Annotated in this window: 13 protein-coding genes; all 13 read right to left on the bottom strand. The window is 60.9% G+C overall.

The window, feature by feature from the left end; translation table 11 throughout:
- The gene (locus P8Y64_07530; GenBank protein ID MEJ2060323.1) at positions 1–675 is read right to left on the bottom strand and encodes a hypothetical protein; all 675 of its coding nucleotides are present in this window, start codon (positions 673–675) and stop codon (positions 1–3) included.
- Positions 676–680: 5 nt separating this feature from the next.
- A complete protein-coding gene (locus tag P8Y64_07525) occupies positions 681–1019 on the bottom strand; it encodes a hypothetical protein (protein ID MEJ2060322.1) in 339 nt (112 codons plus the stop codon).
- 388 nt (positions 1020–1407) lie between these two features.
- Entirely contained in the window at positions 1408–2784 is a 1377-nt protein-coding gene (locus P8Y64_07520; GenBank protein MEJ2060321.1) for a hypothetical protein, read from the bottom strand.
- A gap of 423 nt (positions 2785–3207) precedes the next feature.
- Positions 3208–4563, bottom strand: coding sequence for a sigma-54 dependent transcriptional regulator (locus P8Y64_07515; GenBank protein MEJ2060320.1), 1356 nt, complete (start codon positions 4561–4563; stop codon positions 3208–3210).
- A gap of 279 nt (positions 4564–4842) precedes the next feature.
- On the bottom strand, positions 4843–5640 hold the full coding sequence (pssA, locus tag P8Y64_07510; protein ID MEJ2060319.1) for a CDP-diacylglycerol--serine O-phosphatidyltransferase: 798 nt from the start codon (positions 5638–5640) through the stop codon (positions 4843–4845).
- A gap of 60 nt (positions 5641–5700) precedes the next feature.
- The gene (locus tag P8Y64_07505; GenBank protein ID MEJ2060318.1) at positions 5701–6309 is read right to left on the bottom strand and encodes a phosphatidylserine decarboxylase; all 609 of its coding nucleotides are present in this window, start codon (positions 6307–6309) and stop codon (positions 5701–5703) included.
- A gap of 76 nt (positions 6310–6385) precedes the next feature.
- Positions 6386–7171, bottom strand: a complete 786-nt coding sequence (locus P8Y64_07500) for a hypothetical protein (protein MEJ2060317.1) — start codon at positions 7169–7171, stop codon at positions 6386–6388.
- Positions 7165–7992, bottom strand: a complete 828-nt coding sequence (locus P8Y64_07495) for a hypothetical protein (GenBank protein ID MEJ2060316.1) — start codon at positions 7990–7992, stop codon at positions 7165–7167. The genes P8Y64_07500 and P8Y64_07495 overlap by 7 nt, the downstream gene beginning before the upstream one ends.
- 270 nt (positions 7993–8262) lie before the next feature.
- Positions 8263–9279, bottom strand: a complete 1017-nt coding sequence (ilvC, locus tag P8Y64_07490; GenBank protein MEJ2060315.1) for a ketol-acid reductoisomerase — start codon at positions 9277–9279, stop codon at positions 8263–8265.
- Positions 9280–9350: 71 nt separating this feature from the next.
- Entirely contained in the window at positions 9351–9845 is a 495-nt protein-coding gene (gene ilvN / locus P8Y64_07485) for an acetolactate synthase small subunit (protein ID MEJ2060314.1), read from the bottom strand.
- 9 nt (positions 9846–9854) lie between these two features.
- A complete protein-coding gene (locus P8Y64_07480) occupies positions 9855–11549 on the bottom strand; it encodes an acetolactate synthase 3 large subunit (protein ID MEJ2060313.1) in 1695 nt (564 codons plus the stop codon).
- Between the two features lie 217 nt (positions 11550–11766).
- Positions 11767–13347 carry a DNA mismatch repair protein MutS gene (locus P8Y64_07475; protein MEJ2060312.1) on the bottom strand — a complete coding sequence of 527 codons (1581 nt, stop codon included), beginning with the start codon at positions 13345–13347 and terminating at the stop codon, positions 11767–11769.
- Between the two features lie 64 nt (positions 13348–13411).
- The coding region (locus P8Y64_07470; GenBank protein ID MEJ2060311.1) for an aldo/keto reductase at positions 13412–14047 on the bottom strand (636 nt) is incomplete at its 5' end.

Below are 14047 nucleotides of genomic sequence, written 5' to 3'. Positions count from 1 at the left end.
TCAACGTACTCCCGCACCGACATTCAGCGAGAACCCGTTGGCCGTCGCGTTGCCCGCGCCGGCAGCCTGGTTGACCTGCACAATGCCCCGCGTCCCGTTAAAGGCCTGCTCGCTGACCACGGCCTCGCGATGTCCGGTGTTCTTCTGCATCTTGTCCATCATGCTGGCGGGTACCGTAACGCTTTGTGCCAGGTCCACGTCGGACATCTGCTGGATGCCGCCGCCAACGCCGATCGCAATGCCGTTGGCCTGAGCATTTCCCATACCGCTTGCCTGGTTGATGGAAAAGACACCCGTACCGTGGGCGAACGCACCATCGGAAATCGTCGCCCGCGATGAATCCGGCAGACTGCCATTGCCCATCAGCAGGGATTGGGAGGATTGCGCCCTGGCCAGTCCCCGGCCGTGCATGCCGCCCAAGGCGATGGCCGCCGAATTGCTCTGCAGGTTCTCCTGGCCGGCGGCCATGTTGACCCCTGCAAAACCGGTGAAATCGGATACCGCATTTCCCCCGATAAAGCTGTTGGTGCTCCACCCCGATATATCCGGTATGTTCGGGAGCTGATTCGGCGCACCGTCGGCGAGAGAAACACCAGGCATCACCGCCAACAAGGCCAGCAATACCCAGGCTTCCCGCCTGGACCATATGCGATTGCAGATTCGATGAAGTGCCATCCTGATCACCTCGACGTAAACGTCACTGTGTTGGTTTGCCGGTTGTTAATGCCGTCGTCCTGGACGGAAACCCGGGCGGGTTTGTTACCATGCCCGCCATTGACCTCGTCCCACAGGATGACGGCCTGTTGGAATTCCGGTTTGGCCTCGGCTGTGTAGCCGCGGCCGTTGACGCCGTGCAGCACGCTGTCGCTTACGGCGTTACAGGGAAGACCGGCGAGATCCCGGGACACCGCCTGACACAGCGGCCCACCGTTCGCGGTGGACACCAGCAAGGAACCCGCCAGCACGCATGCTGTGGCGATGGCTTTGTGTAACCGGCGCTTGTTGGTCGTGTCGCGCATTGCCGACTCTCCTCCTGTTCTGCAAATAATCAGAGCAATATGCAGGCCATGTTGTTATCTAACTGTTTTTATTAATTTTTAATGGGGCTGGATCACCCGGCCGGGACAGACGTGTAAGGGCTTGGCAACACCTGGAAACGCCGCGAACGCCAAACGCCTTGGCGGGGTTGGAAAAGCGGGGATGCCCGAAACCTGTAAAGCTGCGGATACAGTTGTTACACCCGGCAAGCCACTGAAAATCCACGCTTCAGCACTGCCACGCCGCCCCCGAAACGACGTTTTCCCGGTCTGAAAAAAAGAAGGAACCCGGCCCTTGCAGGCCGGGTTCAAAGGGACTCGAAGAATCAGTCGACTCTCGAGTTCCAGGGGCTCGGTACAGCAGCTTTTTTTACTGCTCGCCACCAGTGCCGCCACCGCCAGGGATGGACATGCCGGCCTGGGTCGCGGAAATCGCCAGGCTGTTGTTCTGCATGTTGCCGGTGCCGGCGGAGACGTTCACCCCGATGTTGCCGCTCGCGCCGCGCAAGGCGTTACCGCTCAGGTTGGCGTTGTTCTCGGACGGAGTGACCACATACCGCGTCGTGACGACTTCACCGGAGAAGGAACCCCACAGCGCCTGGCCGCCAACCTCTTTACCCGAGTAGCTGCCGGACTCGCCGCCGGAATAACCGCCGTGCTCCTTGCTCCAGGTACGACCCGACTCTGTGCCGGAATAGGTGCCCGAGTTGTCGAAGGTGAAGGCGCCGCCATTCCCATTCGGGTCCTGGGCACCCTGGGCCTGGTTGTCCACGTCAACGTGGCCGATCGCACCGGTGTCGGTGGGATGGGTGACACTTCCATTCGAGCCTGCATTCCAGATGTCCAGATAGACATTGCCCCGCTGGTCGGAGGTACCGCTGGTATCGCCTGAGGCATTACCGCTGTAGCCACCATAGGAGCCGCCGTAATAGTGGCCACCGGTCTGACCTTGATACGAACCACTGGTGTGACCGCCGTAGAACCCGGTCATACCGCCGTTCAGCGTAACCTGGGTGGTGTCGTTCAGCTGGTCGATACGACCCTGGTTCGTGGTCTCGTTACCACCGCTGCGCTGAATGGTGGTCACGTTGGCGTTGGCGACACGCGCGGTGGCGACCGCACCGGAGAAGTTGTTCTTCTGCAGGTTGCTGTCGCCGGCGGTGATGTTCACGCCGATGTTGCCGGCGGCGCCGGACAGCGCCGAACCGCTCATGTTGGCGTTGTTCACGTTGCCGTCGTTGAGCGTGGCGTTATTCGCGCCTTTCTGGTAGGCCACCGCGGTGGCGTCGCTGGAACCGAACACGAAGCTGGCATCCGCGGAGGACAGCGCGGCTGCGTTGTCCTGCATGTTGTTGTCACCGGCCGCCGAGTTCACGCCGATGTTGCCGCCGGCGCCGTTCAGCGCGGAATCACCCACGTTCGCGTTGTTGACGTTGTGCGTATTGGTGACCGCATTGTTGGTGTTGATCTGCTTGTCGTCGATCAGCGAGGTGGAAGACGAGTCGATGTTGGCGATACCACCCACCAACAGACCACCCACGATGCTGATATGGCGCGAGGACTCGTCCTTCTTGCTGGTCTCGACGGAGACCTTGTTCTTGACCTCGACGCTGGTGCTTTCGTGATACCCGCCGCGGTGATGTTGGCCGTAGCCGTTACCACCCTCATTCTGGCCGCTGGCCAGCACCGCAGGGGCCGCCAACACGGCCGCTACTGCAACAGCCAGAGGTGCGATTTTGAAGTTCATGAGTTATTCTCCTCTTGATTGATGACCCCTTCGGGGGTCGTTGAGCGGGCTGTTGCGCAGCCCGCTTTTATTTCGGTCCAAGCCTCGGGGTCTTCATCCGCACCCCCTGTCACGAATTCTTGTTTTGGCTTGTCCCGTTTCAAGAAGAGCAAGCCCCGTGCCAATCGAATAACCCGCTGATTCAAATAAAGATTTCTTCTTTAGCGAATATTCAACAGGCCCCCTGCCTGTTTCGAAATCGAAACACCCCACCGGGCTCAAACCGGCGACAAGCATGGACACGCAAGCAACTTCAGGGGCTTACCCATACTCTGTAAACAACGCGATACAGGTGTTACGAATCGGAGTAGCAGGAACGGAAAATAAAAAGGGCCGGCAAAAGCCGGCCCGGGAAGTGGACGCAAACGAACGACGCGCGATCGGTCAGGTCTGAATATCGTGCTTGTACATCAGGCGGTAAAGCGTCACACGTGAGACACCCAGGCTGCGTGCCGCAAGAGAGATGTTCTGGCCGGTTTTTTCCAGGGCATAACGTATCGCATCCTTTTCGGCCAGAGCACGGGCCTCCTCCAGCGTCATCAGACGTTTTTCGACCTCGTTACGGCCCAGGCCGAGATCCCCCGCGGAGAGGAGTTTGCCTTCACACATGACGATGGCACGGCGAATGCGGTTGATCAGCTCGCGGACATTGCCCGGCCAGTCGTGCAGGCGCATCGCCTTCAGCGCGGCCTCGCTGAAACCTTTCAAACGCCCGTTGCGTTCGTTCGCAAACTGATCGAAAAAGTATCTGCCCAGCAATTCGATGTCACCGTCGCGTTCCCGCAGGGAAGGCATGCGCATGTTCAGCACGTTGAGACGGTAGTACAAATCCTCGCGAAAGCGCTTGTTCTCGACCGCCTGTTCGAGATCGACATGGGTGGCCGCAATGACTCTGGCATCGACGTGGATCTTTTCACGCGAGCCGACACGCTCGATGGTGCCTTCCTGCAAAAAGCGCAGTAGATTGACCTGCAGATCCAGGGGCAGGTCCCCGACCTCGTCCAGAAACAGGGTGCCGCCGGCAGCCGCCTCGATAAAGCCGATCTTGCGTTCGTGCGCCCCCGTAAAGGACCCCTTTTCGTGCCCGAACAGTTCGGACTGGATCAGGGACGCGGGTAACGCGCCGCAATTGACGGCAACGAACGGCGCGGTCGCGCGACTCGAACGCTCGTGAACCGCCCTGGCCGCCAGCTCCTTGCCCGTGCCGCTCTCCCCGGTAATCATGACCGGCGCGTCCACACCGGCCACTTTGCGGATATTGCTGAACACCGCCCGCATCACCTGACTGGAGCCGACCATTTGCGGCTCGTCGACAATACCGGCCGGGTCGGCCTCGGGCTGCACGGACAACATCTCCGCCATACCGTAGGCGTGACCCAGCGAGAACAGCAGGCGGGTCAGGTCCGGCGGCAGAGTGTGGTAATCGTAGAAGTGCTCCGCAATCAGGTTGCGGTAGCTGGTGGATTCGAGGCTGTGCTCGTCCAGCAGGGCGACCCATTCGACACCGGCCGGCATGGGTACGTTGACCGGGAGCAGGTATTCCGGATCGTCGACCCCGTTGCTCAACCCTTCGGCCAACGGCGCCAAGCCGACCTTGATGTGGTCGTCCTTGAGTAGATTGACTGCCTCAACGGCAGATTCTGCAATATGGACGTCCCAACCTGCCTGGGACAATACCGGAAGCAACTGCTGTGCTTCGTGATGCGGGCGATAGTACAACAGACCGCGGTTATCCCCCATAAGTCCTCCTTGCTGCTCCTGCTGTCCGGGTTTCTCGGTGTGCCCCGTTGGAACCCGATTGGCCGCTCCATTCCTTCCGGCTCTTTATTATTTCGACTTTACGCCCTCTACCCTGGCGCCGGTTTGATATTGAACCTTCCCGGGCTTCCAGCCCAGCCTGCCCCACGGACTTTACAGCCGGTGAGAAGTGAAAGTATAGATGCTGAATGAATAAGTGATGACTATCTGCGGCAAAAACGCTACCAAGAGCGTCGAATTTCCGACAGATCAGACGCCTGACTACTGGCTCTCGCTACGGCGGACACGCCGGCGACGCCAGCGCAGGAGGGCCAGGATCGGGCCCGACAAGGCATAACCGGTGGCGGCGGCGAACAGCACCTTGGCCGGTGCGAGCGCGGCGACCATCAGCACCGGCACGATCAACAGGATAATGGCAAAGGGAACGCGATTGCGGAAGTCCAGGTCCTTGAAGCTGTAATAGCGGAAGTTGCTGACCATCAGGGCGCCGACGACGATGGTCACGAACAGCGCGGGGAAGCGCACGGACTCGCCCTGTATATCCAGACCGTGAAGGGTCCACACCATGCTCATCAGAATGGCTGCCGCCGTCGGGCTGGGCAGGCCGTGGAAGTAGCGCTTGTCGACCTTGCCGACCTGGGTATTGAAGCGCGCCAGGCGCATGGCCGCCATGGCAGCGTAGAAGAATGCGGCCAGCCAGCCGATCTTACCGGGGATGGCGCCGAACAGCTTCATGTGCACCAGGGCCCACTCGTACATGACCAGCGCCGGCGCCAGGCCGAAAGACACCATGTCCGACAGGCTGTCGTACTCGGCACCGAAGGCGCTTTGGGTATTGGTCATGCGCGCCACCCTGCCGTCGATGCCGTCCAGCACCATGGCGATGAACACCGCGATCGCCGCCGCCTCGAACCGCCCCGACATGGCCGCCACGATGGCATAAAAACCGCCGAACAGCGCGCCGGTGGTGAAGAGATTCGGCAACAGATAGATCGAACGCCGGGCGCGTTGTTCCTGATCGTCCTTGTCGAGCGTGGGCTGTTCGTTGGGTGCGTTCATAATCTCCAATAATATCAGCATGCTGCCGCAGACGACACTCATGGAAACAACGTATACGCCTTACTCGTGCCTCAGCAGGGCCAGCACACTCCGCCCCCAGCGCACCCGGTCGGCGGCCTGTACCTGAGGTTGGGAATTGGCGGGCAGATAGATGGTCACCGGCCGGAGGAAACCGGCGAACCCGCAGCGATGCCCCTGCCCGATGCGGTGCCCGGTCTGCAGGCTGCAATGCACGACCGATGTCCAACCGCCGACCCCGATCGCAACCACCACGTCGTCGCCCTCGTCGGTCTGCACCCGGACTGCAAAACGCCCCGGCTGCTCGGGGTTCGCACCGGGGTACCAGACATCCATCACCCGCCCCTCGGTGGGACTATGAATATTGAATTCACCCAGCAAGCGCTGTTCGAGCTCGATCACCAGGCTGTCGCGCTTCAGGAAGGGATCGGTCTGGCGATGTACGGCAGTGACATGGCCGTCAACGGGACTGACGATTCCCAGCGGCGAGGCCTGTACGTGCCGCGGTACGATCCTGAACATGATCAGCACCAAAACCGTCAGCCCCCAGAACGGGGCGGCAACCGCCGCACCGAAAAAATAATGAACGACGGCGGCCAATGCCGCCGCCGTCAGTAGCAGCAAACGTCCTTCAGGAGCAATCGGCAGCATCAATGACTGACTCGGGCAATCAACAATGCGTTAAAGCATATGTGTTGCCGACCGACCTGAAAAGACCGTGCCTCGATTAACTCCTTTGTGCCTTGAGATAGTGCTTGGCAATCTTGTCCATCGACTCCTGCAGGGAGTTGGTCGATGTATCGACGACGATGGGCAGGTCCTCCTTGTTCACATCCAGGAAGAAACCGCGAACAAGGCGCCACAGATGATTTACCTCATTAAGGCCATCGGCAACGGTGCCCGGATTGGCCTTTTCCTGCTCCAGCAGGGCCTTGGTCTTTTCGAACGCGACTATCTCACTCTGGATCTGCTTCTTTGAGTTGTAATCGGTAATTCCATCCTTTTGGGCAAGATAAAACTTACCAATACGGGCAATACGCACCGATTGCGAGTTGGCCATACCGTACAACTGGAGAAAATGGGAATGGTCGTTCGCCATCATCTTCTTGAGGACCTCATCATAAATCTCAAGCAGCACGTCGCTGTTGTCCATCACCAGAGAAGCGCTTTCCGCACCATACGGCGTTTCCAGCGAAGCCTTGTACTCCTTGAACTGTATATCGGCGTAGTCGAGCAGATCGCGGCTATCGTTATCCTTGATGGCCTGTCGCAAGACAGCCTGGTTGTGCTCCATCCGCGCCAGGCGGGTTTCGAGCGACTTGCGGGCTCGCGCTTCGAAAATATGCTGGCCGATGTACATATAGTCCTTGGCCGTCTGCTGCGTCAGTTCACGTTGTTCGCCGGCCATGGCCAGCACATCATCGGATACCGATGCCGCATGCGCGTTGTTGGCGACAAACGCCAATGCAAAGGTCAGCAGGAATTTATTGAATCCGGTTATTTTGTTCAGCATGGCTTCACCTCATGAAATCCCATTTGCCCGGCGATACCCAGGACCGCAAGTTCTTTATCGAGGACTGCATTGACCTCTTTTACGATGGTGTCCGCCTTTTTATTCATCAGCGCCGGCACGAAACGTTTGGTGTCGCGTACCGCCATGAACTCGAAAAGCTTGAACTGCGTCTGAATGTGCTGCAGACGCTGTTTGGACGTCGAACTCAATTGGCTGGACGAACGCAATTTGGAAATCACCCCGGATGATTTCGTCAGCAGCGCCTTTGCTTCGCTGCTGTAGTTCGCATCCGCAACGCCCCATGCCTTCATCATGTAAATCGCCGCCAGGCGCTGGGTGTCCACGTCGTACCTGCTGAGCAGCAGGGCATCCTCACTACCGGACACATCGGACCTGGCCTGGATATCCTGCGCCACCTTTTCGCAATGGCTTGCGAACGTCCGGACTTCCGCATCCAGGTTCGTCATCTGATTTTTCTGCGGCGCTGCCTTCAGGATCGCCAGGATCGGATTCCAGTTTTGCTGAAGTCCGATGACCTCCTGATGAAGCGCCGGCGACAACTTGGCCTTTTCCACGTCCGAAAACTCCTTTTTGAAGAGTTTTTCGGAACGGGCCAGCCTGTCGGCAGAGGCCTTTTGGGAAACGCCCATGCCTTCGATCGCATAGTCACGCTCCATCTGACTGGTGACGACGCACAGGTCGTCGATGTCCACCAGGGCACGCGCATATGGATGGGAACCGGCCTCGGCGGCGGCAGACCATACCAGCAGCCCCAGCACCAATAAGACACGCTTTTTTATGAATAAATTGAATAGATACATTGATCGTCATCCCCATAGCTGTACGAATAAAAGCGGGATACAGAACAAGTGCCTCCCCGCGCCTACAGGGTGCCAAACAGTGTTTAATAATTTAATCGAATACTGATGAACGTGCCGATTTCGCCGGTGAACGGCGATACGAAATTCACCGGGAAGAAACGGGGCCCGGAAACGCAAATGCCCGGCTTAAAGCCGGGCATTTGCGTCAAACGGTGATCGCCGCCGGTATCGAGGGCTGTGATCCCCGATACCGGCAGGACAAGGGCAGGATCAGTTCTTGGTCTTGTCGACGATCTTGTTGGCCTTGATCCAGGGCATCATGTCGCGCAGGCGTTCACCCACCTGCTCGATCTGATGCTCGCGGCCCAGACGGCGCATGGCCTTGAGCTTGGCCGCACCGGCCTGGTTTTCGAGAATGAATTCGCGCGCGAATTCACCGCCCTGGATTTCCTTCAGGATGCGCGCCATCTCGGCCTTGGTCTGTTCGGTGATCACGCGCGGGCCGCGGGTGAAATCGCCGTACTCGGCCGTGTTGGAGATGGAATAGCGCATATTGGCGATGCCGCCTTCATACATCAGATCGACGATGAGCTTGAGCTCGTGCAGGCACTCGAAATAGGCCATCTCGGGCGCGTAACCCGCTTCGACCAGGGTCTCGAAACCGGCCTGCACCAGCGCGGTGGCACCGCCGCAGAGCACGGCCTGCTCGCCGAACAAGTCGGTCTCGGTCTCTTCACGGAAGGTGGTCTCGATAATGCCGGCGCGGCCGCCGCCGTTGGCGGAGGCATAGGACAACGCCAGGTCGCGCGCCTGCCCGGAGGCGTCCTGATACACGGCGATCAGCGACGGCACGCCGCCGCCCTGGGTGTAGGTCGAACGCACCAGATGGCCGGGGCCCTTGGGCGCGATCATGATCACGTCCAGGTCCGCGCGCGGCACGATCTGCTCGAAATGGATGTTGAAACCGTGCGCGAAGGCCAGAGCCGCACCCTGCTTGATGTTCGGTTCGATCTCGGTGCGATACAGATGGGCCTGATGCTCGTCGGGCGCGAGAATCATGATCACGTCGGCGCCCTGCACCGCCTCGGCGATCGGCTTGACGCTGAGGCCGGCGTTTTCGGCCTTGGCGGCGGAAGCGGAACCGGGACGCAGACCGACGGTCACTTCGACCCCCGAATCCTTCAGGTTGTTGGCGTGGGCGTGGCCCTGCGAACCGTAACCGATGATGGTGACCTTCTTGTTCTGGATGATCGAAAGGTCGGCGTCTTTGTCGTAAAAGATATTCATTGTTTACCCCAATGGATCTCGAATAACGAAATACAGAAACAACCCGTGGCGATTGTCCGCCGGACCCGTGCTCAGACTTTGAGCACGACGTCCCCGCGTGCAATACCCATGGAACCGGACCGCACCACTTCCTGGATGCGGTTGTTACTCAATGCTTCGATGAAGGCGTCCAGCTTGTCGCTGGTGCCGGTCATCTCGATGGTGTACGTCTTGCGCGTAACGTCGATGATGCGGCCGCGGAAGATGTCAGCCATGCGCTTGACCTGCTCGCAGGCCATGCTGTCTTCGACCTCGACCTTGATCAGCATCATCTCGCGCTCGATATGACGATGCTCGGTAAGGTCGAGCAGCTTGACCACATCGACCAGCTTGTTCAGCTGCTTGATGATCTGCTCGACGATCTCTTCGCTGCCGTTGGTCACCAGTGTCATGCGCGACAGCGTGGGATCGTCGGTGGGCGCCACGCTGAGCGATTCGATGTTGTAGCCGCGTGCGGAAAACAGCCCCGATACCCGCGACAGCGCGCCGGCCTCGTTCTCCATCAGGATGGAAATGATATGACGCATGTCGTGTTCCTAGACCAGGATCATTTCGTTCTGGCCCGCACCCGCGGGCACCATCGGATAGACGTTCTCGGTTTCATCGGTGATGAAGTCCATGAACACCAGGCGGTCCTTCATGGCGAGCGCCTCCTTGAGCGCTCCCTCGACGTCCGCGGGCTTTTCGATGCGCATGCCGACGTGGCCGTAGGCCTCCGCCAGCTTCACGAAATCGGGCAGCGCATCCATGTAGGACATGGCGTAGCGGCCCTGATAAAAGAACTCCTGCCACTGCCGCACCATGCCCAGGTATCGGTTGTTCAGGTTCACGATCTTGATCGGCAGCTGATACTGCAGGCAGGTCGAGAGCTCCTGGATGCACATCTGGATGCTCGCCTCGCCGGTCACGCAGGCGACCGTCGCATCCGGGTTGGCCATCTGCGCCCCCATGGCGAACGGCAGGCCCACGCCCATGGTGCCGAGGCCGCCGGAGTTGATCCAGCGGTTGGGCTTGTCGAATTTATAAAACTGCGCCGCCCACATCTGGTGCTGACCGACGTCGGAGGTGACGATGGCGTCGCCCTTGGTCAGTTTGTACAGCGTCTCGACCACATACTGCGGCTTGATCAGGTCGCTGTCGCGGTCGAACTTCAGGCAGTCCATCGCGCGCCATTCGTCGATCTGCGCCCACCAGGCCTTGAGTGCCTTGGTGTCGGGCTTCTCCTTGCGCGCCTTGATCTGGGCGCTCATGTCCTTGAGCACGGCCCCGACGTCGCCCACGATGGGCACCGTGACCTTCACGGTCTTGGAGATGGAGGCCGGATCGATGTCGATGTGCACGATCTTGGCGTCGGGACAGAACTTCTCGATATTGCCGACCACCCGGTCGTCGAACCGCGCACCGACCGCGATGACCACGTCGGCGTGGTGCATGGCCATGTTGGCCTCGTAGGTGCCGTGCATGCCGAGCATGCCCAGGAACTGCTTGTCCGAACCAGGATAGCCGCCCAGCCCCATCAGGGTATTGGTCACGGGGTAGCCGAGCGTACGGGCGAAACCGGTCAGCTCGCGCGCGGCACCGGACAGCAGCACGCCGCCGCCGGTGTAAAGCACCGGCTTTTTGGCGCCCAGGATCAGATCCAGCGCCTTGTTGATCTGCCCGCTGTGCCCCTTCACCGTCGGCTTGTAGGAACGCATGCGGATCGACTTGGGATATTTGTAGTCGGCCTTCTGCGCGGTGACGTCCTTGGGGATGTCGACCACCACGGGACCGGGGCGGCCGGTGCCGGCGAGATAAAAGGCCTTCTTGATGGTCTCGGCGAGGTCCTTGACGTCCTTCACCAGGAAGTTGTGCTTCACGATCGGACGGGTGATGCCCACCGAATCGGTTTCCTGGAAGGCGTCGCTGCCGATGGCGGACGTGGGCACCTGGCCGGTGAACACCACCAGCGGCACGGAGTCCATGTAGGCGTCGGCGATGCCGGTAATGGCGTTGGTGGCGCCGGGGCCGGAGGTCACCAGGGCAACGCCGGTCCTGCCGGAGGACTTGGCGTAGCCCTCGGCCGCGTGCACGGCGCCCTGCTCGTGGCGTACCAGTACGTGGGTGACCTTATCCTGCTTGTACAGCTCATCGTAGATGAACAGCACCGCGCCGCCGGGATAACCGAAGACGATATCCACGCCCTCGTCATGCAGCGCGCGCACGAAGATTTCTGCACCTGTCAGTTGCACGTTCCGATACTCCGCCCAGAGTGGCCCCGCGGACAGGGCCGTTACTTTTAAAATATTGAAACAGCCTGTCGGAAGAATCTGTTTTCCCAACAGGCCGCAGGCAATAACCTTATGAAAAACCGCCGTTTAGGACGGCGCGCCCGGATGCGGGCGAAAAACTTGCATCTTAATACGAACGTCCGAGGATTTCACGGAAAAACCGTGACTTTTACCGGGCTCAGTCGCACCGCCCCGTGGCGCAGATCGTTTCCAGGTGCTCGCGGGCGCGGGCGACCAGGTCCTTGGGCAGGCCGTTCTTTTCCGCAATGGTCAGCCCCAGCGAAACGCCCGGGGCGCCGATCAGCAGCCGGTAGGTGGGCGACAGGCGTTCGTGGTCGAACTGCATGGAGGCATTGCGGATGCCGGGGCGTTCCGCGGCGTACTCCTTGAGCGGCGAGAGGTGGGTGTTGACGATGCCCTGCACGCGGCGGTGGGTCAGCTCGTCCAGCACGGCCATCGCCAGGGCCGCCCCCTCCTCCGGATCGGTGCCGGTACCGAGTTCGTCCAGCAACACCAGGGTATCCTCGCCCGCCTCGTCCAGGATGCGCTTGAGCACCTCGACGTGACCGGCGAAGGTCGAGAGATGATGAAAGAGGCTTTGCGCGTCGCCCACGTCGACGATGACCTTGCGGTAGTTACCGATCACGCAGTCCTGCTCGGCCGGAATGTGCAGCCCGCAATGCGCCATCACGGTCAGCAGCCCCAGGGTCTTGAGCGCCACCGTCTTGCCGCCGGTGTTAGGGCCGGTGATGACCAGAATGCTGTCCTTGCCGTCCAGCTCGATCGACAAGGGCACCGGCTGCGGGCCGGAACCGTCGGCGAACTGCATCAGCAGCAGGGGATGGTAGGCGTCGCGCAGTTCCACGCGCGCCTCGTCGACCAGCTTCGGCGCATGGGCGTTCAGGGCCCGGCTCATCTCGCCGCAGGCCAGGGCGAGATCGATCCAGGTGATGGCGCTGAGCAGTTTCTGCAGGGCGTCCACGTGTTCGCGGATGGTCGAGGTGATGGCGCGCAGCACCTTCTGCTGTTCGGCGCTGATCTTGCCGACCACGGTTTCGAGCTGGTTGTTGGCCGGCACCGATTCCATGGGTTCGACCACCACGTCACGCCCGCCCATGGCGGTGCCGCGCCGCACGCCCTTGACCTTGTCCGCATTGCCCGAGTTGACCATGATCACGCCGCGCTCGTTGTGCCAGCTGACCTTGTTCGGGTCCTCGAACAGGTCCTTGATATCGGCGCTGGCCATGCGCTTGCGCACCACCGTTTCGACCTGCTCGCGCAGGGTGCCGCGCTGCGCGAACAGCTCGCTGAGCTCGGGGCTGGCGTCGTCGCGCAGGGTGCCCGCGCCCATCAGCGTGTTATCCAGCAGTTCCGTCAGCGCGGCGGGCGGCCTGAGCTCGTCGAGGTTGCCCGGATAGATCGCCCCGGCGTCCGTGCCCGCCAACTGCTCGGCGAGCTGGGCGCCGGCGCGCATCACCACCTGCAGGTTGTACATGGCCTGCGAATTGAGCGTCGCACCCGGGGATGAGGCCTGGCGCAGCGCGGCGCGGATATCGGGCAACTGACCGATGACCGGCTGGCGGCCGGCATCGAGCAGGCTGCGGGCCGTGCTCACGGCCTGCTGCATGCTCAGCGCGACATCGATGGAAGGCGCCGGTTCGAGGCCGCGTGCGGCATCCGCACCGTAGGGTGTGCTGGTGAGACGCTCGAGGACGCGACGAACGGCTTCGAATTCCAGTGGCTTGAGGTCGGCTTGCATAATCAATCGACTCGGTGGCGGGGGCGCCGGCTGCGGACGTCCCGGTGGACACAGGTTCGGTCGGTCAGGCCTTTTGATACATGGCGAGATAAGCCTTTCTTTCCATGACCGGCAGTTTGGCGACGGCCAGCAGGTCATCCAGGTGTTCGGGACGGCTCATGCCCACCAGCGACGTGCCCAGCCCCGGCGTGGAACGGTTGAACTGCATGGCGCACTGCGCGGGATTGGCCAGCGTGGGCATGGCCTGGCGCACCACGTCCAGGCACTGGCCGGCAAGATGCCCCTTGAACAGGGTATGGCTGGCCATCATGTACACCTCGAGCTGGTGCGCGGCCTGGATCGGCGAGGCCACGTTGCCCTGCCCGGTCGCCGTGTTGAAGCGGGTGAACCCCTCCAGCATGACCTGGTTGAACGGCATCATCGCGATCTTGAAGTGATGCCGGGCATTGGGGCTGCCGGTCGCCTCACGGGCCGCGTTCTCGGCCAGCCCCAGCATGGAAGTGATGGACTGGAACATCTTGTCGTCCGTCTCCACGCGGAAACCCTCGAAGGTGCTGATGCCGTAATAGCGCAGGCGCTTATCCTTCACCGCGCGCTCCAGCACCTCGAACACCTTGCCCAGCTTGCGGTTGAGCTGCTCCTTGCCGATTACCGGGATGTGCACCTCGGGCTGATCGACCAGGAAGGCGTCCAGCGTTTC

This window comes from Gammaproteobacteria bacterium (genome assembly GCA_037388465.1).
GTDB lineage: Bacteria > Pseudomonadota > Gammaproteobacteria > SpSt-1174 > SpSt-1174 > JARRKE01.
Note: the sequence above shows the minus strand (reverse complement) of the source record. Positions and strands in the feature narration are given on the sequence as shown.